Source organism: Acidiphilium sp. C61, assembly GCF_905116885.1.
Classification (GTDB): domain Bacteria; phylum Pseudomonadota; class Alphaproteobacteria; order Acetobacterales; family Acetobacteraceae; genus Acidiphilium.
Window position 1 is genome coordinate 2,887,447 of record NZ_CAJHNI010000005.1, and the last position, 20,400, is coordinate 2,907,846.

The following is a 20,400-nucleotide window of genomic DNA, read 5'->3' on the forward strand; positions in this document are numbered from 1 at the left end:
GAAAATCGATGTCCGTGCAGGACATCAGTGAAAATCGATGTCCGTGCCGGACATCAGCGCAAATCGATGTCCATGCTGGACATCAGGATATCAGGATAAATCGATATCCAGCCAGGACAGATGCCCGCCCTTGCCGGCCCCGGTATCCATCATGATCGCCCGTCCGCTGGCGCGTCCCTCCAGCGTCAGCGGCCGCCCGTTGGTGCTGCGCTGGTCATGCCCGCAATAGACCGTCATGCCCTCGGGAATCCGGTCCACCCAGTCGAGCAACCGCTCGGGCTTGCCCATTCCCGTCACCCGCCCGGTGGTCTGGCCAAAGAGCGCGCGGGCGAGCAGCCGGTCGCGCTTGTCCGCCATCGTTCGCGGCCTGGTGAACAGCATCGCCGGATCGAACCCGCCATGCACGAACACCGCCCGCCCGGCGACGATCCAGGCCGGCGCCCGGCCGATCTCCTCCACCGCCCGCGCCGCCATCGCCGGATCGAGTGCGGCAATCGTCGCCGCCAGCGCCTCGCCCACCTGCACACCGTCCCCGCGCAGCGCGCGGGCGAGCTTGTAGTCGTGATTGCCAAGCAGAAACACCCCGCGCCCGGCATCGAGCAGGTCGAACATCAGCCGCAGCGCGCCCGGCGTGTCCGGCCCGTCATCGACGAGGTCGCCGAGCTGGACGACGAAGCGCTCCGTCGCGCAGGCAGCGGCGAAGGCCGCGGAATCGCCATGCACGTCGCCCACCACCCGCAGCTTCGCACCCGGCTGCAGCCGCGCCATCATGCCCGCACCGCGATCGCCGCGCGCAACTGCTCCTGCGCCGTCCGGTCGATCGGAAAGCGCCGCATGATCGCGGCGGCGGCGATCTTCAGCGCCGCCGGCACGCCGCAATAAAGCACGAGCAAAACCATGACCTGCATGGTCCCGTTCTGGCCGTGGGTCGAAAATCCCGCAAGCCCCAGCAGCGGAAAGGCGATCCCCGGCGCCAGCGCGTTGCCGGCCTTCTGCGCCATCGTCGCCGCGGCGAAATACAGCCCCGCCCGCTGCTCCCCGCTCGCCAACTCGTCGACATCGACGACATCCGCCTGGATCGCCGGCGGAATGGTGAAATCCGCCCCCAGCCCGGCGCCGGTGAACAGGCTGATCACGCCGAACCAGATGAGCGGATGCGCCGTATGCAGGATCGACGGCACGAAGCCGAAGGCAAGCCCCGAGACCGCCATCGCCAGCATCCACGCCCGATGCTTCCCCGCCCGCACCGAAAGCGCCAGCCAGAACGGCACCGAGACAACCCCCGCCGCGAAATAGACCAGCAGGATCGGCCCCGAGGCATCGGGCGCGTGCAGCACCTTGTCGAACACGATCAGGATGAGCGCCGCCGGCAGCCCGTTCGCCAGCCCGTTCACCGCCCAGGCCAGGATCAGCCGGCGAAACGGCGCATTGCCGCCGATCAGCCGCAGCGCTGCGCCGAGCCCCGCCGGCCGCATTGCCTGCTTCACCGGCTTCGGGTCCGGCACGGCGAGCAGCGCGAGCGCCACCGCCGGCCCCGCCAGCCCGATCGTCAGCAGCGCGAGCAGATGCGCCTGCCCGACATGCGAGGTGATGCCGAGCAGCACCGGCGCCAGCGCCGAGATCAGGATGCCGAGAATGGTCCCGCCCTCGCGCAGGCTGGTGATCCGCTGGCGCTCGGCATAATCGTCCGAAAGCTCCGCCCCCCACGCCCAATAGGGCAGCGAAAGCGCGGTCCACCCCCAGGTCACCAGCGCATAGAACACGAACAGCCAGAGCGCCCCCGCGCCGGCGGGCGGGAAGAACAGCCCGATCGCCCCCACCGCCGCCACCGGCATCGCCAGCGCCATGAACGGCTTGCGCCGCCCGAAGCGCGAGCGGCTGAGGTCGGAAAGCCGCCCCACCATCGGGTCGATCACCACATCGAAAATCCGCACCGCGGTCAGCACGACGCCGACGGTCGCAAGATCGAGCCGCATCGCCCCGGCCCAGAAATCCGGCAGGATCACCAGCAGCGGCAGGCCCAGCATCGCCAGCGGCAGGGCAGGGGCGGCGTAGGTCAGCAGCTGCCGCCGCGTCGTCCGCGCGGCCAATCAGCCCCGCGCGATCACGAACTGGCCGACATCGGTCCACCCGGCGCGGAACCCGGCCTCGCAATAGGCGAGATAGAACTCCCACAGCCGCTTGAACCGCGCGTCATATTGCCGCGACATCTTCGCGATCCGCGGCCAGGCGGACTGGAACGCCTCCTGCCAGCGCGACAGCGTCTCGGCATAATCCTGCCCGAAATGGAACGCGTCGCGCAGCGTGAACCCGGCGCGGCCGATCTCCGCGCGCAGCCGCGCCGGCGAGGGCAGCATGCCGCCGGGAAAGACATGGCGCTGGATGAAATCGGCGCTGCGCCGATACTCCTCGAAATACCGGTCGGCGATGGTGATCACCTGCAACCCGGCGAGCCCGCCCGGCGCCAGCCGCTCGCGCAGCGCGGTGAAATAGGCCGGCCAGTAGGTCTCGCCCACCGCCTCGAACATCTCGATCGAGGCGATCCGGTCGAAGGTCTCCGGCACGTCGCGATAATCCTGCAACCGGAATTCCACGCGCCCGCCGAGCCCCGCCGCGTCGATCCGCGCCTGCGCATAGGCGAGCTGCTCGCGCGAGAGGGTGATGCCGGTGACCTGCGCGCCATAATGCCGCGCCGCGATCTCGGCGAAACCGCCCCAGCCGCAGCCCACCTCCAGCACCCGCATCCCCGCTTCGAGCCCGAGGGCGCGGCAGAGCCGGTGATATTTCGCCTCCTGCGCGGCTTCCAGCCCGGCTTGTCCCGGCGCGAACACGGCGGCGGAATAGGTCATGCTGGGGTCGAGCCAGGCGGCGTAGAAATCGTTGCCGAGATCGTAATGCTCGGAGATGTTGCGCCGCGCGCCGCGCCGCGTGTTCGGCCGCAGCCGGTGGGCGATGAAATTCACCGCCCGCGCCCAGAGCTTGCCGCGCAGCAATTCCTCCCAGCTCTCCTCGTTCAGCGTGCCGAGATGCAGCACGTCGATCAGCCGGGGGCTGTCCCACCAGCCTTCGAGATAGGCTTCGGCGAGGCCAAGGCTGCCGCCGAAGGCGAGCCTCGCGATCATCCGCGCGTCGCGCACCACCAGCGTCGCGTTCGGCCCCGGTGCGGCGCCGGCGAAATGATGCACCGAGCCATCCGGCAGCACCACTTCCAGCGTGCCCACGCGGATCATCCGCGCGATGCCGAGGCCGAGGCGTAGCCTGCGGTCGCGCGGCAGCGGCGGGGCGGAGAGGGCGGTGGCGTCGGTCATGCAGGATCTCCTCGGACGATCGGCGGATGGCCGTCTTTCGGCTCGCTGTGAAACGTGGCGCCGCGCAGCAGCGTGAGCAGCGCCTCCCAATGGATTGCGGCGATGATCTTGAGCGGCAGCAGCGGCATAAGCAGCACCGCGCGGAGCAGTGCAGCGTCGGTGGCGTCCCGCCGGACCAGCGCCATCGAGGCGGTCAGCCGCGGCGCGGGCGCGCCATGAACGATCCGCACCGCGAAGCGCCGCCCCGGCGGGGTGAGGGTGAAGGCGTAGCCGCCCTGCATGTCGAACAGCGGCGAGACATGCATCCGCTTGTCCGCGCGCTGGCGGATCGGCGATCCCGAAGCCGCCGGGATCAGATAGCCGATCTGGTCGCCGAACGTGTTCTTCACCTGGTGCAGCACGGCGCCGAGCCGGCCCTCCCGGTCGTAGCAGATGTAAAAGCTGATCGGGTTGAACGCATACCCGAGGATACGGGGAATGGTGATCAAACGGATGCGCGCGGCGAAGGCGGAAAGTCCCGCCTCGCCCAGCGCCGCCTCCACCCAGGGGCGCAACGCGCTGCCGTCACGCGGCCCGTGGTCGCGGTCGTGCAGGGCGACGAGGCCGAAGCGATTGTGGCGAAACACCCGGCTCGCGCAAGCGAACCCGTCAATCGCGTCAAGATCGATATCGAGCATCCACAGCCGGTAGGCGAAGCTGCGCCTTGGCGGCGCATGGCGCACATGGCGCAGCACGCCCTCATAGATGCCCGCCCCGCTCATCGCGCCGCGTCCGTGCCCTGCCAGGGGATATCGAGCCCCATCGCCCGCGCCACCCGCACGGCCGAGGCGATGCCGTCCTCGTGAAACCCCCAGCCGGTCCAGGCGCCGGCGAACCACAGTCCGCCCCGCCCCTGGATCTCGCCGAGCCGCTCCTGCGCCGCCATCGCCGCCGCGTCGAATTGCGGATGGGTATAATCGCGCACCACCAGCACCGTGGCCGGATCAGGCGCGACCAGCGGGTTGAGGCTGACCAGCAGCGGCTCGGCGACCGCCAGCCCCTGCAAGCGGTTCATCCAGTAGGTAACGCTGACCGCCCTGCCATGATCGGCGGCGTCGCGGGCGAGATAGTTCCATGACGACCACACCGCCTGTCGCCGCGGCATCAGCGCCGTGTCGGTATGTAGCACCGCGCGGTTGGGCTGAAACCGCACCGCGCCCAGAATCCCCCGCGCGTCCGGCGAAGCGTCGGCCAGCATCGCCAGCGCCTGGTCGGCATGGCAGGCGAACACCACCTCGTCGAATGTTTCCTCTCCCGCATCGGTGACGACGATGACGCCGCCCTCCGCGCGCCGCACCTTTCGCACCGGCGCCGAAAGCCGCACCCGGTCGCCGAGTGAAGCCGCCACACGCTCGACATAGCGGCGCGAGCCGCCGGTCACCGTCCGCCATTGCGGCCGGTCGTTCAGCGTCAGCAGGCCGTGATTGTGGAAGAACCGGGCGAAATGCCGCGCCGGGAACGCCCGCATCCCCTCGACCGAGGCGGACCAGATCGCCGCCCCCATCGGCAGGATATGATCCTCGACGAAATCCCGGCCATAGCGGTTGCGATCGAGCCAGGCGCCGAGCGATTCATCGCCGGTCGCGTGCAGCAGCGACGGCGCCTCGCGGTTGAAGCGCATCACGTCGCGCAGCATGCGCAGGAAGCGCGGCCGCACCAGATTGCGCCGCTGCGCGAACAACTGCCCGAGCGAGCCGCCGCCATATTCGAGCTCGCCCCCACCGATCGACACGCCGAAGGACATGTCGGTGTCATGGGTGGCAACGCCGAGTTCGCGGAAAAAGGCTTCGAGATTCGGATAGTTGCGATCGTTCAGCACGATGAACCCGGTATCGACCGCGATCTCCTGCGTCCCGAGCCGCACATGCTGGGTATCGGCATGGCCGCCGAGGACCGGCGCCGCCTCGAACAGCACGACATCCCGCCGCGCGCGGGCCAGCCACGCCATCGCCATCCCGGCGATGCCGCCGCCGATCACGGCAAGCCGCCCCCCGCTCATGGCGCCGTCCCGCTGATCGCGGCGAAGGCGGCGAGTGCGCGCTCCCGCCCCTCGGAAAGCCCGACGATCGGGTTCGGATAGCGCGTCCCGAGCCTGATGCCGGCGCCGCGCAGCACGATCTCCGGCGCCTCCCATGGCGCGTGGACATACTTGTCCGGCAGATTGGCGAGTTCGGGCACGAAACGGCGGACATAGGCGCCGTCCGGGTCGAATTTCCGCCCCTGCAACACCGGGTTGAAGATGCGGAAATAGGGTGCTGCATCCGCCCCGCTGCCCGCCACCCATTGCCACGAGGCCGCGTTCGAGGCCGCATCGGCATCGACGAGACAGTCATGAAACCATCGCTCCCCCGCCTGCCAGGGCAGCAGCAGGTGCTTGACCAGGAAGGAGGCGACGATCATCCGCACCCGGTTATGCATCCAGCCGGTCTGCCAGAGCTGGCGCATCCCGGCATCGACGATGGGCACCCCCGTCCGCCCGCGCTGCCAGGCGGCGAGGTCCGCCGCACTCTCCCGCCAGGCCATGTTGGCGAATTGCGCCTTCATCGGCCGGGTCGCGAGATCCGGCGTGTGCCAGAGCAGATAGGCGGCGAATTCGCGCCAGATCAGCTCCTTGAGGAAGGTCTGCCGCGCCGCGTCGCGCCCCGCCGCCGCCGTGGCGTCGCGCCAGACCGCATCGATCGCGATCTCCCCCCAATGCAGATGCGGCGAGAGGCCCGAGGTGCCGGCAATCCCCGGCAGGTCGCGCTGGCGGTCGTATTCGCCGAAACCATTGGCGAGAAAGGCGTCGAGCCGCGCCCGCGCCCCGGCCTCGCCCGGCGTCCAGCTCGCCCGCAGCCCGCCGGCCCAGTCGGGCTGCGTCGGCAGCAGCCCCCAATCGGCGAGGCGCTCGCTGCCCGGGTCGCCGGCGGCTTCGATCCGCCCCGGTGCCGCGATCGGCGGGCGCGGCGCAAACGCCTCGAAACAGGCGCGGGAGAACGGCGTATACACGCCATAGACCCCGCCGGTCTTGGTGGTGATCCGCTCCGGGCCGAACATCAGCGCCGAGCGATGGCGGTGAAACCCGATCCCCGCATCCTGCAACGCCGCCGCCACGCGCCGGTCGGCATCGCGCAGCCAGGGCTCGTGCGCCCGCCCGGCATGGACGCCGACCGCGCCAATCTCCTTCGCCAGCGCCGGGATGATCGCCGCCGCATCGCCCCGCCGCAACACGAGCCGCCCACCGCGCGCGGCGAAATCGGCCGCAAGGGCGGCGAGCGAATGATGCAGCCACCAGCGCGACGCCCCGCCCGTCTCCGCCGCCGGGTCGAGCACGAAAACCGCCAGCACCGCGCCGCCCTCGATGGCGGCGGCCAGCGCCGGATTGTCGGCGAGGCGCAGGTCGTTGCGCAGCCAGAGCAGTGAAGTCGCCATCACGCGGCCTTTCCGGCATGGGCGAGGGGAAACGCATAAACCCGCTCGCGCCCGAGCAGGAACACCTGCCCGCCGCGCGGGAACAGGGCACGGATCGGCGGCGAAGTCACCTCCAGCCCGCCGGCATAGGCGCCGAAGGCCGGCAGCAGCACGCGATGCGAATCGGCCACGAAGCACGGCCGCGCCACCGCGGCCGCCCGCGTCGCGATCCGCGCCTTCGGATGGAAATGCCCGGAAAACTCGATCTGCCCTTGCGCCACCTCGCCGGCCACATGGCGAAACACGGCATCGCCCTCGGCGTGTTCGGCAAGCCCCGCGCCGGCATCGTGATTGCCCTCGATCCAGAGGAAGCGATGCGCCGCCTCCATCCGCGCGAGATGCGACGCCTCCTGCGCCGGCAGCCGGGCGCGGCCGGCCGCATCGTGGAAACTGTCGCCGAGCGCGATCACCCGCTCCGGCGCGTAGCGGCGCAACAGCAGCGCGAGCCGATCGAGCGTCGCCCGGCTGTCGTAAGGCGGCAGCAAGCCGCCGCGCGCGGCGATCGACGAGGCTTTCTCCAGATGCAGATCGGCGACGACCAGCGTCCGCCGGTCCGGCCAGAACACGGCGCCGGCGGGGTCGAGCAGGAAGCGCCCGGCGGCGCGGTGAATCGGTGCGGCAGTCATGATGCCGCTCATTTCACAAGCGCGTGCGTTAGACCAGAGTGCCCGTTCCCATCGCCTCGGCGACGAGCGCCTCCGCCTCGCCGAGCAGCGCCTCCTCGGCCTCGGCGCCGCCGACGCGCTCGCGCCCGATTTCCAGCAGCACCGGCACGGCGAGCGGCGAAACCCGGGGCAGGGCGCGGTGATGCACCCGCCCGCGCGCGCGCGCCAGCATCCCGGCGATGCGGGCGAGATCGACCAGCCCGTGCGCGGCATCGGCCCAGGTGGCGCGGAGGAGAATATGGCTTGGATCGTGCTTGCGGAGAACATCATAGATCAGATCGGTATTGACGGTGATCTGTCTACGGTTCTTTTCGCCGCCCGGATGCACCCGCTCGATCAGCCCGGCGATGACCGCGACATTGCGGAAACTGCGCCGCAGCATCGAGCTTTCCGCCATCCACGCATCCAGATCCTCGCCGAGCAGGTCCTCCTCGAACAACCGCCCGATCCCGGTCGGCTCCCGCGCGCACCAGATGCCGAGCACGTAATCGGTCGCGACATAGCCGAGCGGCTGGAAGCCGAGCCGCTCCAGCCGGCGGGTCAGCAGCATCCCCAGCGCCTGGTGCGCCTGCCGCCCCTCGAAGCAATACGCCACGAGATACCATCGCCCGCCGCGCGGAAACGTCTCCACCAGCAGGTCGTCCGGCGCCGGCAGCGCCGAGCGCGCCGCCTGCAGGCCGAGCCATTCGCGCACCGGTTCGGGAAAGCGGTCCCATGTCGCCGGCGTGTGCAGCATCAGCCGCACCCGGTCGGCGAGGTTGGTCGAAAGCGGCATCCGCCCGCCGACATAGGCCGGAATCTTCGGCTCCCCCGTCCCGCCCTCGGCACAGAGCACGCTGGTCTCGCGAATGCCGATAAAGCGCAGCAGCCGGCCGGCGAAGCGGAACGTGTCGCCCGGCGCCAGCATCGCCGCGAAATACTCCTCGACCTCGCCGAGCACCGCCCCGCCGCGCCCTGCGCCGAGCCGCACCTTCAGCACCGGCGCCTCGACGATGGTGCCGATATTCATCCGCAGCCGCCGCGCCACCGCCTCGCTGCGCACATGCACCACCCCCTCGGCATCGCGAAACAGGCGGCGATACCGCTCATACACCGCAAGCGCATACCCCCCGTCCTCGACGAAGCGCACCACCTGGTCGAAATCCTCCCGCGCCAGCGCGGCATAGGGCGCCGCTTCGGTAATCTCGGCGAACAGGTCGTCGGGATGGAAGGAGGCGGCGCAGGCGCAGCCCAGCACGTGCTGCGCCAGCACATCGAGCCCGCCCGGCCGTGGCGGATCGCCGTCGAGATCCTGCGCCGCCACCCCCTCGATCGCCGCGGCGCATTCCAGCACCTCGAAGCGGTTGGCCGGCACGAGCAGCGCGCGCGAGGCCTCGTCGAGCCGGTGATTGGCCCGCCCCAGCCGTTGCAGCAGGCGCGACACCCCCTTGGGCGCACCGATCTGGATCACCTGGTCCACCCCCGCCCAGTCGATGCCGAGATCGAGCGAGGAGGTCGCGACCACCGCGCGCAGCGTCCCGCCCGCCATCGCCGCCTCGACCCGCCGCCGCTGCTCCACCGCGAGGCTGCCGTGATGCAGCGCGATCGGCAGGGTCTCCTCGTTATGCTTCCACAGCGCCTCGAACATCAGCTCGGCCTGGGCGCGGGTGTTCACGAACACGATCGTCATCCGCGCCTCGCGGATGCGCGCCAGCACCGCCGCCGCCGCCATAAGCCCCATATGGCCGGACCACGGCATCCGCGCCGGCCCGATCAGCATCCCGATCTCCGGCGCCGCCCCGGCTTCGCCCGCGATCATCGCGGTCGCCCCACCCTTGCCATCCGGCGAAACCCAGGCGCGGATCGCCGCGGGATGGGCGATCGTCGCCGACAGCCCGATCCGCACCGCCCCCGGTGCGAGCCGCGCCAGCCGCGCGAGGCAGAGCGCGAGCTGGTCGCCCCGCTTGGTCCCGGCCAGCGCATGCACCTCGTCGATCACGATGGAAGCCAGCCCCGCGAAGCGCGACGCCGCCTCGGGATCGTAGAGCAGCAAGGCGAGGCTCTCCGGCGTGGTCAGCAGGATATGCGGCGGCCGCGCGCGCTGCCGCGCCCGCCGGTTCGCCGGCGTATCCCCGGTGCGGGTCTCGATGCGGATCGGCAGGCCCATCTCCGCCACCGGCGCTTCCAGGTTCCGCGCGATATCGGTGGCCAGCGCCTTCAGCGGGCTGACATAGATCGTGTGCAGCCCCTCGGGCGGCGCCTCCGCCAGCGCGATCAGGCTGGGCAGGAACCCGGCCAGCGTCTTGCCCCCGCCGGTGGGGGCGATCAGCAGCGCGCTCTCGCGCCGCCGCACCGCACCCAGCACGGCGAGCTGGTGCGGCCGCGGCGTCCAGCCGCGCGCGGCGAACCAGTCGGCGAAACGGGGGGGCAGGGCGGTCACGCGCCAGACATGGCAGACTTGGCGAAACCTGCAATCCGTCCCCATCTTCCCGCCATGCCTCCGCATCCCGAAACCTGGCTGCATCCCCGCCCCGAAGGGCTCCATTGCGTGCCCGGCGATTTCTTCATCGACCCCACCCGCGCCGTCGACCGCGCGGTGATCACCCATGGCCATGCCGACCATGCCCGGCCGGGCCATCGCCACGTGCTGGCCAGCGCCGAAACCCTCGCGATCATGCGGGTGCGGATGGGCGAGGCGCGGGCCGGCGCCGTGCAGCAGGCGGCCGCCCCGGGCGAGATCGTCCGCGTCAACGGCGTTGGAATCTCCCTCGTCCCCGCCGGCCATGTCCTCGGCTCCTGCCAGGTGGTGCTGGACTACGAGGGCAGCCGCGCGGTGATCTCGGGCGACTACAAGCGCCGGCGCGATCCCACCTGCGCGCCCTTCGTCCCGGTGGCGTGCGACGTGTTCGTCACCGAAGCGACCTTCGGCCTGCCGGTCTTCCGCCACCCGGACGCCGCGTCGGAAATCGCGAAACTGCTCCATTCCATGACGATCTTTCCCGCCCGCGCCCATCTCGTCGGCGCCTATGGTCTCGGCAAGGCGCAGCGGCTGATCGCCCTGCTGCGCGAAGCCGGATACGAGTCCCCGATCTACCTCCACGGCGCCCTGCAAAAACTCTGCGATCTCTATCAAGCCCTCGGCGTGTCCTTGGGCGATCTCCGCCCCGCCACGGTCGCCGACAAGGACGCGCTCAAGGGCGCCATCGTCCTCGCCCCGCCCTCGGCGGTGGCGGATCGCTGGGCGCGGCGGCTCGATGATCCGGTGATCGCAATCGCCTCGGGCTGGATGCGCGTCCGCCAGCGCGCCAAGGCCTCCGGCGTCGAGCTGCCGCTGGTGATCTCCGACCATGCCGACTGGGACGAGCTGCTCGCCACGGTGGAGGATGTCGCCGCCCCGGAAATCTGGGTCACCCATGGCGCCGAGGCGGCCCTGCTGCGCCAGCTCTCGCTGATGGGCCGGCGCGGCCGCGCGCTCAGCCTGATCGGCTATGGCGATGAGGCGGAGCAGGAATGAAACCCTTCGCCGACCTGCTGGAACGCCTGCTCTACACCACCGGGCGCAACGCCAAGATCGCACTCCTCGCCGATTACTTCGCCCACCGCCCCGATCCCGAGCGCGGCTACGCGCTCGCCGCTATCGCCGGCGCGCTCGATTTTCCCGGCGCGAAACCCGCCATGCTGCGCGAACTGGCCGCCGCCCGCACCGATCCCGAGCTGTTCGCCCTTTCCTATGATTTCGTCGGCGACCTCGCCGAGACCATCGCCCTGCTCTGGCCGCCGGCCGCGCGCGCGGCCCCGCCCGGCCTGCCCGATCTCGTCGCCGCCCTGCGCGCGGCGCCGCGCGCCGAAATCCCGGCGCTCATCGAAGCCTGGCTCGATGCGAGCGACGTCTCGACCCGCATCGCCCTGATCAAGCTGATCACCGGCGGCCTGCGCGTCGGCGCCGCACTGCGCCTCGCCAAACTCGCCCTGGCCCGGCAATTCGCCGTCGAGGCCGACGAGATCGAGGAAGTCTGGCACGGGCTGGAGCCGCCCTACACCGCGCTGTTCGACTGGCTGGAAGGCCGCGCCCCGCGCCCGGCCCCCGGTGCCGCCCCCGTCTTTCGCCCGCCGATGCTGGCCCACCCGATCGAGGCGGCGGATCTCGCGACACTCGACTGGTCCGCCCATCGCGCCGAATGGAAATGGGACGGCATCCGCGTGCAGCTCGTCTCCACCCCCGGCGGCAGCCGGCTCTACTCCCGCGGCGCGGAAGACATCTCCGCCGCCTTCCCCGAAATCGTCGCGGCGATGGATTTCAACGCCGTGCTCGATGGCGAGCTGCTGGTCATCCGCGATGGCGCGGTGGCCCCCTTCGCCGATCTCCAGCAGCGCCTCAACCGCAAGAGCGTCCCGGCGAAACTCCGCGCCGCCTACCCGGTCGGCGTGCGGCTGTATGACATGCTGTTCGAGGGCGAAACCGACCTCCGGGGCCTGCCCTTCGATGCCCGCCGCGCCCGGCTCGAAGCCTGGTTCGCCAGCACCTCTCCGGCGTCGATGGACCTTTCGGAGCTGATCCCTTTCGCCGCCGCCGCCGATCTCGCCGCCCTGCGCGCCGGCGCCCGCGATGCCGCGATCGAGGGGCTGATGCTCAAGCGCGCCGACAGCCCCTATCTCGCCGGCCGCCCAAAGGGCCATTGGTGGAAATGGAAGCGCGACCCGCTCAGCCTCGACTGCGTGCTGATGTATGCCCAGCGCGGCCACGGCAAGCGCTCCTCCTATTATTCCGACTACACCTTCGGCGTCTGGACGGCGGAGGGCGCGCTGGTGCCGGTCGGCAAGGCCTATTCCGGCTATACCGATGCCGAGCTGCAACGGCTCGACCGCTGGATCCGCGCCCACACGGTCGCGAGCTACGGCCCGGTGCGCGAGGTGGAGAAGGCGATCGTGCTGGAAGTCGGGTTCGACGCGGCGCAGCGTTCCACCCGCCACAAATCCGGCATCGCGCTGCGCTTCCCCCGTATCCTGCGGATCCGCGACGACAAGCCGGCCGCCGAGGCCGACACGCTGGAAACCGCGCGTCTGCTCCTGCCCAGCTAGAGCATCATCCGATCAGATGGAATCATCTGATCGGATAAAGATGCTCTAATTATCAACAAGATAGAGCATGACATCCGATCCGGATGGATCGGAACATGCTCTAGTCCTGTTTAGCCGCCAGCGGCAGCTTTACTGATCCGTGCCGCCTGCGAGCGGCAGGCTCACTGATCCGTGCCGCCTGCCAGCGGCCCGAGCGCCGCCCGGATGCCGAATTCGCCGGGCAGCGCGCCGTGCGGGAACAGCACGTTGACATGGCCGAGCTTGCGCCCCGGCCGCGCGGCGGTCTTGCCGTAATGATGCGGGATCAGCCCTGACGTCGCGACGATCCGCGGCCAGAGCGCGATATCCTCCGGCCCGACCAGGTTCTTCATCACCGCGTCGGAATGGCGGATCGCCGGCGGCAGGGGCAGCCCGGCGACGGCGCGGATATGCAGCTCGAACTGGCTGGCCGGGCAGGCATCGATCGTCCAGTGCCCGGAATTATGCGGCCGCGGCGCGATCTCGTTGGCCAGCACCTGGCCATCCCGGCCGATGAAGAACTCCACCGCGAGCAGCCCTACCAGGCCGATCCGCTCGGCGACGAGGCGCGCCATCTCCCGCGCCGTCTCCCGCAGCGCGGGGTCGAACGGGGCAGGGGCCAGGGTAAGATCGAGAATATGGTCGCGATGCCGGTTCTCGACCATGTCGAAGGCGCTGACCGTCCCATCCGCCCCGCGCGCGACGACGACCGACCCCTCCGCCGCGAAATCGACGAAGCCTTCCAGGATCAGCGGCTTCGGATGCAGCAGGCCAAAGGCCATCTCCGCCTCCGCCTCGGTGCGGATCAGCGCCTGGCCCTTGCCGTCATAGCCGAGCCGCGTGGTCTTGAGCACGGCGGGCAGGCCGATCGCGGCGATGGCGGCGGTCAGCTCCGCCATGGTTTCCACCGGCGCCCAGGGCGCGGTGCCGATGCCGGCCTCGTTGAGGAAACGCTTCTCCGCGATCCGGTCCTGGCTGATCCGCAGAATCTCCGGCCCCGGCCGCACCGGGCGGCGATCGGCCAGCAGGTCGAGCCCCTCGGCCGAGACGTTCTCGAACTCGAAGGTGATCACGTCCACCGCATCGGCGAAGCGCAGCAACGCGGCATTGTCGTCATAATCCGCCCGCGTCGTCGCGGCCGCGACCTGCGAGGCCGGCGCGTCGGGTTCGGGGGTGAAGATATGGCAGCGATAGCCGAGCCGAGCCGCCGCCATGGCGGACATGCGGCCGAGCTGGCCACCGCCGACGATGCCGATCGTGGCGTTGGGGGGAAGCGGAAAACCGGTCATTCTGTGGGCGGATCCTCGGGCAGGTCGGGCACGCTGTCGGTCTGGGTGCGGCGCCAGGCGTCGAGCCTGGCCTCGATTTCCTTGTCCGTCACCGCGAGCATCGCGGCGGCGAAGAGGGCGGCGTTGATCGCCCCGGCCTTGCCGATCGCGAAGGTAGCGACCGGCACGCCGCCGGGCATCTGCACGATCGAATGCAGGCTGTCCACCCCTTTCAGCGCCGCACTCTCCACCGGCACGCCGAGCACCGGCACCGGGGTGAGGGCGGCGACCATGCCGGGCAGATGCGCGGCCCCACCGGCCCCGGCGATGATCGCGGCCAGCCCCCGTCCGCGCGCTTCATGGGCATACTCGACCATCCGCAGCGGCGTGCGATGGGCGGAGACGACGCGCGCCTCGAAGGCGATGCCGAGTGCCTCAAGCGTCTCGGCGGCATGGCGCATGGTCGGCCAGTCCGACCGGCTGCCCATGATGATCCCGATGCGCGGCGTCACGCGATATCGTCCGGGATCAGCCGGCTTTCGAGCCTCAGGATCTGGTCGCGCAGCAGCAGCTTGCGCTTCTTCAGCCGCTGGATCTGCAACTGGTCGGTCAGCATCTCGTCGCCGAGCCGCGCGATCACCGAGTCGAGATCCCGGTGTTCGCTGCGCAGGCCGTGCAATTGGCGGAGCAGGTTGTCCTTGTCGGTCAGCATGTTTCGCTTCTAGCACAGCCGCGCGAGGCTGGCCTATCCCGGTTTTGCCCTCCCCGTGCCCCGCCGCCTTCCGCATGCTCGCCGGCGCGGGCGCGAATATAAAAGATTGATGACAACCGGAACGCGCAGGACTAGACTTTTGGTCAGGCGCCCGGCCGGGCACCGCCCGGCTTGCGCCACAACGATCCACACTCGGAAAGGAGTCGAGGATGAGCCTGCAAGCGAGACTGGAATCCCTGAAGCAACGTCACGCCGGCCTTGAATCCCGCATCAACGACGAGGACCGCCGGCCGCGACCGGATGATGAAAATCTCGCCCGGCTCAAACTGGAAAAACTTCGCCTGAAGGAAGAAATCGAGCGCATCCGCGTCAGCTGATCGGTGCGCCCCGGCACGAGACATCGTGCCGGAAAATCTGTCCGCACGAGACATCGTGCTGGAAAACATAGCGGCACGAGACATCGTGCCGGAAAAATTTATCGGCACGCGGTTCCGTGCCGTTTGACCCGCCCGGGCCGGATCACCGGTCCGGGCGCCTGATTTCCTGCGGTTGACCCGCTCTCAGGCCGCCTCGTCGCTCGAATCCGTCATCGGCTGCGGCACTTCCTCGCCTTCGCGCTCGATCCGCGCATTCGCCGCCCCCACCACGTCGTTTAGGTCGGACTGCTTGCACAGGCCGAGGATCACCGGGTCGCGCGGCTTGATATTGGCGCTGTTCCAGTGCGACTTGTCGCGCACCTTCTGGATCGTGTCCTTGGTGGTGCCGAGCAGCTTGACGATCTGCGCGTCCTGCACGTGCGGATAGTTGCGCAGCATGAACGCGATCGCATCCGGCCGGTCGATCCGCTTGGCCACCGGGGTATAGCGCGCCCCCTTGCTGCGCCGCCCGCCGGGGATGGCGGCCTGCAACATTTTCAGCCGCGCCTTGGGATCGGCCTCGCAGCGGCGGATTTCATCGGCGGTGGTCTGCTTGTTGGCGACCGGATCGTAGCCGACGATCCCCTGCGCCACCTCGCCATCGGCGATCGCCTGCACCTCGAGCGGATGCATGCCGCAGAAATCCGCGATCTGCTCGAAGGTCAAGGCGGTCTTCTCGATCAGCCACACCGCGGTGGCCTTCGGCATCAGGGGAAGCGTCATCATCATACCTCAGAGAGAGAGCGGCGCGCGCGGCCCTTCGGCGGCGGCGAACGCGCGGGCGTATATATTGCAGCAACATATGGTGCAGAGATCTTGTCCCGGTCAAGCCGCATGGCACGGAAATGCCGCAATTCCCCCCTGCGCCCGCCGCTCCAGCGGTTTGCGCCGCCGCGGGTCTTGCCTTTGGTCGCGCGAGCGTAAACATGACGCCCATGATCGACCCGTTCGGCCGCGCCATCACCTATCTCCGCATTTCGGTCACCGACCGCTGCGATTTCCGCTGCGTCTACTGCATGGCGGAGGACATGACCTTCCTGCCCAAGGCGGACCTGCTCTCGCTCGAGGAGCTGGAGCGGCTGGCCGGCGCCTTCGTCGATCTCGGCGTGCGCAAGCTGCGCCTGACCGGCGGCGAGCCGCTGGTCCGCCGTGGCGTGATGACGCTGCTCAACCGCCTCGGACAGCGTCTCGGCCACGGGCTCGACGAACTGACCCTGACCACCAATGGCAGCCAGCTCGGCCGATTCGCCGAAGACCTCGCCGCCGCCGGGGTGAAGCGGGTGAACGTCTCGATCGACACGCTCGATGCCGAAAAATTCCAGTCCATCACCCGCTGGGGCCGGCTGCCCCAGGTGATCGAGGGCGTGATGGCGGCGAAGGCGGCGGGGCTCAAGGTCAAGATCAACGCCGTGGCGCTCAGGGGCGTGAACGAGGACGAGTTCGACACGATGCTGGACTGGTGCGGCCAGCACGGCTTCGATTTCTGCCTGATCGAAACGATGCCGCTCGGCGAGGTCGACCAGGACCGGACCGATCAATACCTGCCGCTCTCCACCGTCCGCCAGCGCCTCGCCGCGCGCTGGACCCTGACGCCGACCGACTACGTCACCGGCGGCCCCGCCCGGTATTTCGACGTCGCCGAGACCGGCACGCGGCTCGGCTTCATCACCCCGCTCACGCATAATTTCTGCGAAGGCTGCAACCGGGTGCGGCTGACCTGCACCGGCACGCTCTATATGTGCCTCGGCCAGGACGACGCGGCGGATCTGCGCGCCGTCCTGCGCGGCTCGGACGATGACGCCGTGCTGCGCCAGGCGATCCGCGATGCGATCGCCCGCAAGCCGAAAGGCCATGATTTCGTGATCGACCGCGCCGGCCGCGCCCCCGCCGTCGCCCGCCACATGAGCGTGACCGGCGGGTAGGGGATCCGCCGCCGCCCGCCAGACCGGATGTGGCGTTCGCCGATAGCTGCAATCAGAATTTGCAACCGTGACATCCGATCGGCCGACATCTCCCGTATGCCTCATGACGGCAAACGCCGGCTTATGCACCGATTTGGTAGGTCCACGTCACCAAATCAAAATTTGACAAAGGTAAACATCTTGGATACGATTAGCGAATAATCGAGAATAAATATCAATAATAAAATACAACCTAAATACCTGTTTTTTGAGGGGCGCGGCAAGTCGGTCATCCCGGTCTTGCCATCAAAGTCAAAAACCAAATCATTGTCTCCGGGCGCTGAGGAATGGATCTTTCCTACATCTATCTGTTCTTCGACGGTATGACCGTGCTGGCCGGCATTCTTCTTGTCGTGACCGGCTTCCTTTCCGGCGCCGAAATGTTGAAATGGTGGGGTAGCGCCTATTTCATCGGCGCGGCCGGGCTCGGTGCCTTCATTGCCGGCAGGTTCGGCGCCCATTGGCTTGCCCACGGGCTGGCGCCCGGTCTCCTGCTGATGGCCTACGGGATGATGTGGCTGGGCGCGCGCCGCCTCGCCGGCCGGTCCAGCCCGATGCTGCTGGCCTTGCTGCCGGGCCTCGCCTGGTGGGCCATCGGCGCCACGCTCCCCTTCGCCGCCAAACCCTGGCTCTATCTCGTCGCGCAGACGCCGCTGACCCTGTTGATGATCGCGCTGCTGCTGGTCGAGGTCGTGCGGATTCCCGCCCCCGCGGCCGCGCGCTACCCGCTGGCGGCCGCCCTCGTCGTCCATGGCGTCTTCATCGTCGTTCGCGCCGCCGACCTGCTCCAGCACGGCACGCCCGCCGCGCTGCGGCTCTGGCTCGTCATCTCGGCCGGCGAGGGCATCATCTTCGTGTTCTGCGATGCGTTGTGCGCCAGCCATCTGGTGCGGATGCTGCGCGAGCGCCTGCTCGACAGCGCCGCCCATACCGACTTCCTCACCGGCGTGCTCAACCGCCGTGGCTTCACCATCCAGGCCGAGCGCCGCTTGCGCGCCACCTCCTGCATGCTGCTGGTGCTCGACATCGACGGCTTCAAGCGCATCAACGACACGCTCGGCCATGCCGAGGGCGACCGCCTGCTGCGCGAACTGGGCCGGATCTGCATGGAAAGCGTGCGCGCCGGCGATGTGGTCGGCCGGCTCGGCGGCGACGAATTCGCCATCCTGATCGATGGCGGCACCGGCGAAACCGCCTCCTCCATTGCCACCCGGATCCGCCAGGCCTTCGCCCAGACCCTCACGGCGCACGGGCTGGAAGTCGGGGTCAGCATCGGGATCGACGGCGCGAAACCCGGCAATACGCTGGATGACCTGCTGCGCCAGGCCGACATGCGGCTCTACCGCGCCAAGGGCAGCGCGCCGCGGGTCCGCAAGCTCGTCCTCGGCGCCGGCTGAACCCGCACCGCCTGCGCTCTCGCGCTAGAGCATCTTAATCCGATCGGATGGAACTATCTGATCGGATAAAGATGCTCTAATTATCAACAAGATAGAGCACGACATCCGATCCTGATGGATCGGAACGTGCTCTAGAGTTTGTGGGGATTTGGGATTCCCATTTGGGTGTTGCTGTGATTCAAGCTGTGAATGGAACGATTTGTACTGACGGACGCCCAATGGGCGAGGATGGAACCGCATTGTCTTGGCAAGGCGAGTGACCCTGGCCGCAGCGGGCGGGACAATCGGCTGTTTCTGGAAGCGGTACTTTGGATTGTCCGCACTGGCAGTCCGTGGCGTGATCTGCCTTCGATGTTTGGCAACTGGAGCACGGCCTACCGCCGGTTCAACGACTGGCGCCGCGCTGATGTTTTCAAACGGATTTTCGACGCGGTATCTGATGAACCCGATATGGAATACGCCATGGTCGACGCCACGATCGTCAAGGTCCACCGTCACGGCCAGGGCGCAAAAGGGGGACTCAAAGCCAGGCCATAGGCTGTTCCAAAGGTGGCATGACAACCAAAATCCTGGCGCTGACGGATGCCCTGGGCAACCTTGTGCGCTTTCGTCTCATGCCGGGCAATCGCCATGACGGCATCGAGGTCCCGCCACTGATCGACAACGTCGAATTCGGTGGATTGATCGCAGACAAGGCATTCGACAGCAACGCTCTGGTCGCAGAACTCAACGAAAGAGGCGCCCGGGTCGTCATTTCCCAGCATCCGGCCCGGGCACTGAAGCTGAAAATCGACCGCGAAATCTACAAATGGCGTCATCTGGTCGAGAATTTCTTCTGCAAGCTCAAAGAGTTCAAACGCATCGCCCTGCGCGCCTGCAAAACAGACCAGAGCTTCCAGGCAATGATCTACCTCGCCGCAGCCGTCATCAACTCACGATGAATCCCTACAAACCCTAGCGCAGTCAGTTGACCGCGCGCTTCGCCCCTGCAGCCGGCCGTGCCGCAAGCCGCGCCATCCGCGTCTCCACGGCGTCCGCCTCCGCCGCCGGCATCGTCGCGTCGAGCACCTGCCGCGCCGCGCCGTGATGGCCGGAAAGGGCGAGGGCGGCGGCATAATCCGCCCGCTCCGGCGCCGAAATCGGCCCGCCTTGCGCAAGCGGCGCGATGATCGCGGCGCCGGCGCCGGCATTGCCGCCAAGCGCCAGGGCAAGGCCGAGATTCGCCCGCGCCGCCCGGAAGTTGGGGCGCAGCGCCAGCGCCCGGCGGAAGGCCGGCGCCGCCGCGGCGAAGGCGCCGCGCTGGGACAGTGCCACTCCGAGATCGTTGAACGCCACAGCATTGTGCGGGTCGTCCCGCGTCGCCCGCCGGAACGCGGTCACCGCCCCGCGTCCGCCGCCGCGCAACGCGCAGCGGCCAAGCCCGATCTCCGCCCGCGCATCATGCGGTGCGGCGCCGAGCAGCGCGGTGTAATCGCGCGTCGCCGTCTGGCAGTCGCCGAGCAGATAGGCGGCATCTCCATGGATCAGCCGCGCCCGCACATTGCCCGGGTCGAGCTTCAGCACCGCATCGGCGACATGCAGCGCGAGATCCGGCCGGTTCCCCGCCAGCGCCGTCTCCGCCACGTTCAGCGTGTTGGCGCCGAGCGCCGGGCGTGCGGCGCTGGTCCGCGCCGGCCCAGCGCAGCCGGCGAGCGCCGCCGCGACAATGCCGAGCATCGCCCCTGGCAGCCACCGTGTCCTCCGCCCGGTCATTGGGTGATCCCCGACAGCCCGCCGGACGATGCCATGCCGCCGCCACCGCCACCGCCACCACCGCCGGCCCCGCCGAGCGGAGCTGCGCCGCCGCCGCCGCCTGCCGGCGCCTTCAGCGCGCTACCCACCGCCTTTTCCGCGATCGGCCCGGTCAGCCGCGCATCGCCGCGCCCGGCGACGAGATCATGCGGATTGACCAGCTCGATCGCGATATTGTGCATCGGCGCACCGTTCTCCCGCCATGTTCCCGGCCGCGCGAACGGGTCGCCCCCGGCGCAGCCGGCCAGCAGCAGCGCGCTCGCCCCGAGCAGGATGGCCGCGCGACCGTGCCGCCTTGCGCTGCGCTCGCCCATCGT

General features: G+C 69.1%; 20 protein-coding genes. 6 read left to right on the forward strand and 14 right to left on the reverse strand.

Annotated elements, in window-relative coordinates:
* Positions 1–90: 90 nt before the first annotated feature.
* The 8 genes from HUW10_RS16335 to HUW10_RS16370 are packed head-to-tail and all read right to left on the reverse strand — an operon-like array spanning position 91 to position 9,926.
* Entirely contained in the window at positions 91–771 is a 681-nt protein-coding gene (locus HUW10_RS16335; protein ID WP_174504441.1) for a metallophosphoesterase, read from the reverse strand.
* Positions 768–2,090 carry an MFS transporter gene (locus HUW10_RS16340; protein WP_236656462.1) on the reverse strand — a complete coding sequence of 441 codons (1,323 nt, stop codon included), beginning with the start codon at positions 2,088–2,090 and terminating at the stop codon, positions 768–770. The genes HUW10_RS16335 and HUW10_RS16340 overlap by 4 nt, the downstream gene beginning before the upstream one ends.
* A complete protein-coding gene (locus HUW10_RS16345) occupies positions 2,091–3,308 on the reverse strand; it encodes a cyclopropane-fatty-acyl-phospholipid synthase family protein (RefSeq protein WP_174504442.1) in 1,218 nt (405 codons plus the stop codon). It lies immediately after the preceding gene.
* The gene (locus HUW10_RS16350) at positions 3,305–4,069 is read right to left on the reverse strand and encodes a DUF1365 domain-containing protein (protein WP_174504443.1); all 765 of its coding nucleotides are present in this window, start codon (positions 4,067–4,069) and stop codon (positions 3,305–3,307) included. Before HUW10_RS16350 ends, HUW10_RS16345 begins: the two co-directional genes overlap by 4 nt.
* On the reverse strand, positions 4,066–5,346 hold the full coding sequence (locus HUW10_RS16355; protein WP_174504444.1) for an NAD(P)/FAD-dependent oxidoreductase: 1,281 nt from the start codon (positions 5,344–5,346) through the stop codon (positions 4,066–4,068). The genes HUW10_RS16350 and HUW10_RS16355 overlap by 4 nt, the downstream gene beginning before the upstream one ends.
* Complete coding sequence (locus HUW10_RS16360; protein ID WP_174504935.1) at positions 5,343–6,758, reverse strand: deoxyribodipyrimidine photo-lyase; 1,416 nt, start codon at positions 6,756–6,758, stop codon at positions 5,343–5,345. Before HUW10_RS16360 ends, HUW10_RS16355 begins: the two co-directional genes overlap by 4 nt.
* On the reverse strand, positions 6,758–7,423 hold the full coding sequence (gene pdeM / locus HUW10_RS16365; protein ID WP_304503472.1) for a ligase-associated DNA damage response endonuclease PdeM: 666 nt from the start codon (positions 7,421–7,423) through the stop codon (positions 6,758–6,760). Before pdeM ends, HUW10_RS16360 begins: the two co-directional genes overlap by 1 nt.
* A gap of 28 nt (positions 7,424–7,451) precedes the next feature.
* Entirely contained in the window at positions 7,452–9,926 is a 2,475-nt protein-coding gene (locus HUW10_RS16370; RefSeq protein WP_174504446.1) for a ligase-associated DNA damage response DEXH box helicase, read from the reverse strand.
* On the opposite strand from HUW10_RS16370, the gene HUW10_RS16375 reads away from it, so the two are divergent.
* Both HUW10_RS16375 and HUW10_RS16380 read left to right on the forward strand, forming a co-directional pair.
* Positions 9,891–10,955, forward strand: a complete 1,065-nt coding sequence (locus HUW10_RS16375) for a ligase-associated DNA damage response exonuclease (protein ID WP_174504447.1) — start codon at positions 9,891–9,893, stop codon at positions 10,953–10,955. The genes HUW10_RS16370 and HUW10_RS16375 overlap by 36 nt on opposite strands.
* On the forward strand, positions 10,952–12,520 hold the full coding sequence (locus HUW10_RS16380; RefSeq protein ID WP_174504448.1) for a cisplatin damage response ATP-dependent DNA ligase: 1,569 nt from the start codon (positions 10,952–10,954) through the stop codon (positions 12,518–12,520). The genes HUW10_RS16375 and HUW10_RS16380 overlap by 4 nt, the downstream gene beginning before the upstream one ends.
* Positions 12,521–12,681: 161 nt before the next feature.
* Here the strand turns inward: HUW10_RS16380 and HUW10_RS16385 are convergent, their stop codons facing one another.
* The 3 genes from HUW10_RS16385 to HUW10_RS16395 are packed head-to-tail and all read right to left on the reverse strand — an operon-like array spanning position 12,682 to position 14,518.
* Positions 12,682–13,827: a 5-(carboxyamino)imidazole ribonucleotide synthase gene (locus HUW10_RS16385; protein WP_174504449.1), complete on the reverse strand. Its 1,146-nt coding sequence runs from the start codon at positions 13,825–13,827 to the stop codon at positions 12,682–12,684.
* The gene (gene purE, locus HUW10_RS16390) at positions 13,824–14,318 is read right to left on the reverse strand and encodes a 5-(carboxyamino)imidazole ribonucleotide mutase (protein ID WP_201712631.1); all 495 of its coding nucleotides are present in this window, start codon (positions 14,316–14,318) and stop codon (positions 13,824–13,826) included. The genes HUW10_RS16385 and purE overlap by 4 nt, the downstream gene beginning before the upstream one ends.
* Positions 14,315–14,518 carry a YdcH family protein gene (locus HUW10_RS16395; RefSeq protein ID WP_174504450.1) on the reverse strand — a complete coding sequence of 68 codons (204 nt, stop codon included), beginning with the start codon at positions 14,516–14,518 and terminating at the stop codon, positions 14,315–14,317. The genes purE and HUW10_RS16395 overlap by 4 nt, the downstream gene beginning before the upstream one ends.
* A gap of 209 nt (positions 14,519–14,727) precedes the next feature.
* On the opposite strand from HUW10_RS16395, the gene HUW10_RS16400 reads away from it, so the two are divergent.
* Positions 14,728–14,895, forward strand: a complete 168-nt coding sequence (locus HUW10_RS16400; RefSeq protein WP_174504451.1) for a YdcH family protein — start codon at positions 14,728–14,730, stop codon at positions 14,893–14,895.
* A gap of 183 nt (positions 14,896–15,078) precedes the next feature.
* Here HUW10_RS16400 and HUW10_RS16405 read toward each other — a convergent pair whose 3' ends face one another.
* Complete coding sequence (locus HUW10_RS16405) at positions 15,079–15,660, reverse strand: DUF1013 domain-containing protein (RefSeq protein WP_174504452.1); 582 nt, start codon at positions 15,658–15,660, stop codon at positions 15,079–15,081.
* 209 nt (positions 15,661–15,869) lie between these two features.
* Between HUW10_RS16405 and moaA the strand changes: the two genes are divergently transcribed.
* From moaA to HUW10_RS16420, 3 genes are all read left to right on the forward strand, one after another.
* On the forward strand, positions 15,870–16,856 hold the full coding sequence (gene moaA / locus HUW10_RS16410; protein WP_174504937.1) for a GTP 3',8-cyclase MoaA: 987 nt from the start codon (positions 15,870–15,872) through the stop codon (positions 16,854–16,856).
* A 326-nt stretch (positions 16,857–17,182) separates the two neighbouring features.
* Positions 17,183–18,292, forward strand: coding sequence for a diguanylate cyclase (locus tag HUW10_RS16415; RefSeq protein ID WP_174504453.1), 1,110 nt, complete (start codon positions 17,183–17,185; stop codon positions 18,290–18,292).
* 189 nt (positions 18,293–18,481) lie between these two features.
* A protein-coding gene (locus HUW10_RS16420; protein ID WP_174502420.1) for an IS5 family transposase occupies positions 18,482–19,233 on the forward strand; the annotation gives its coding sequence in 2 pieces (ribosomal slippage) (positions 18,482–18,812 and positions 18,812–19,233; 753 coding nt in all).
* A gap of 22 nt (positions 19,234–19,255) precedes the next feature.
* Here HUW10_RS16420 and HUW10_RS16425 read toward each other — a convergent pair.
* Positions 19,256–20,044 (reverse strand): M48 family metallopeptidase, encoded by a 789-nt coding sequence (locus HUW10_RS16425; RefSeq protein ID WP_174504454.1) that lies wholly within the window; start codon positions 20,042–20,044, stop codon positions 19,256–19,258.
* On the reverse strand, positions 20,041–20,397 hold the full coding sequence (locus HUW10_RS16430) for a hypothetical protein (RefSeq protein WP_174504455.1): 357 nt from the start codon (positions 20,395–20,397) through the stop codon (positions 20,041–20,043). The genes HUW10_RS16425 and HUW10_RS16430 overlap by 4 nt, the downstream gene beginning before the upstream one ends.
* Positions 20,398–20,400 lie beyond the last annotated feature (3 nt).

Excerpts from the sequence above, each read along its gene's own strand:
- HUW10_RS16335 (WP_174504441.1), bottom strand. The coding sequence starts at position 771 with ATGATGGCGCGGCTGCAGCCGGGTGCGAAGCTGCGGGTGGTGGGCGAC.
- HUW10_RS16345 (WP_174504442.1), bottom strand. The coding sequence starts at position 3,308 with ATGACCGACGCCACCGCCCTCTCCGCCCCGCCGCTGCCGCGCGACCGC.
- HUW10_RS16350 (WP_174504443.1), bottom strand. The coding sequence starts at position 4,069 with ATGAGCGGGGCGGGCATCTATGAGGGCGTGCTGCGCCATGTGCGCCAT.
- HUW10_RS16355 (WP_174504444.1), bottom strand. The coding sequence starts at position 5,346 with ATGAGCGGGGGGCGGCTTGCCGTGATCGGCGGCGGCATCGCCGGGATG.
- HUW10_RS16360 (WP_174504935.1), bottom strand. The coding sequence starts at position 6,758 with ATGGCGACTTCACTGCTCTGGCTGCGCAACGACCTGCGCCTCGCCGAC.
- pdeM (WP_304503472.1), bottom strand. The coding sequence starts at position 7,423 with ATGACTGCCGCACCGATTCACCGCGCCGCCGGGCGCTTCCTGCTCGAC.
- HUW10_RS16375 (WP_174504447.1), top strand. The coding sequence starts at position 9,891 with ATGGCAGACTTGGCGAAACCTGCAATCCGTCCCCATCTTCCCGCCATG.
- HUW10_RS16370 (WP_174504446.1), bottom strand. The coding sequence starts at position 9,926 with ATGGGGACGGATTGCAGGTTTCGCCAAGTCTGCCATGTCTGGCGCGTG.
- HUW10_RS16380 (WP_174504448.1), top strand. The coding sequence starts at position 10,952 with ATGAAACCCTTCGCCGACCTGCTGGAACGCCTGCTCTACACCACCGGG.
- HUW10_RS16385 (WP_174504449.1), bottom strand. The coding sequence starts at position 13,827 with ATGACCGGTTTTCCGCTTCCCCCCAACGCCACGATCGGCATCGTCGGC.
- HUW10_RS16395 (WP_174504450.1), bottom strand. The coding sequence starts at position 14,518 with ATGCTGACCGACAAGGACAACCTGCTCCGCCAATTGCACGGCCTGCGC.
- HUW10_RS16400 (WP_174504451.1), top strand. The coding sequence starts at position 14,728 with ATGAGCCTGCAAGCGAGACTGGAATCCCTGAAGCAACGTCACGCCGGC.
- HUW10_RS16405 (WP_174504452.1), bottom strand. The coding sequence starts at position 15,660 with ATGATGACGCTTCCCCTGATGCCGAAGGCCACCGCGGTGTGGCTGATC.
- moaA (WP_174504937.1), top strand. The coding sequence starts at position 15,870 with ATGATCGACCCGTTCGGCCGCGCCATCACCTATCTCCGCATTTCGGTC.
- HUW10_RS16415 (WP_174504453.1), top strand. The coding sequence starts at position 17,183 with ATGGATCTTTCCTACATCTATCTGTTCTTCGACGGTATGACCGTGCTG.
- HUW10_RS16425 (WP_174504454.1), bottom strand. The coding sequence starts at position 20,044 with ATGACCGGGCGGAGGACACGGTGGCTGCCAGGGGCGATGCTCGGCATT.
- HUW10_RS16430 (WP_174504455.1), bottom strand. The coding sequence starts at position 20,397 with ATGGGCGAGCGCAGCGCAAGGCGGCACGGTCGCGCGGCCATCCTGCTC.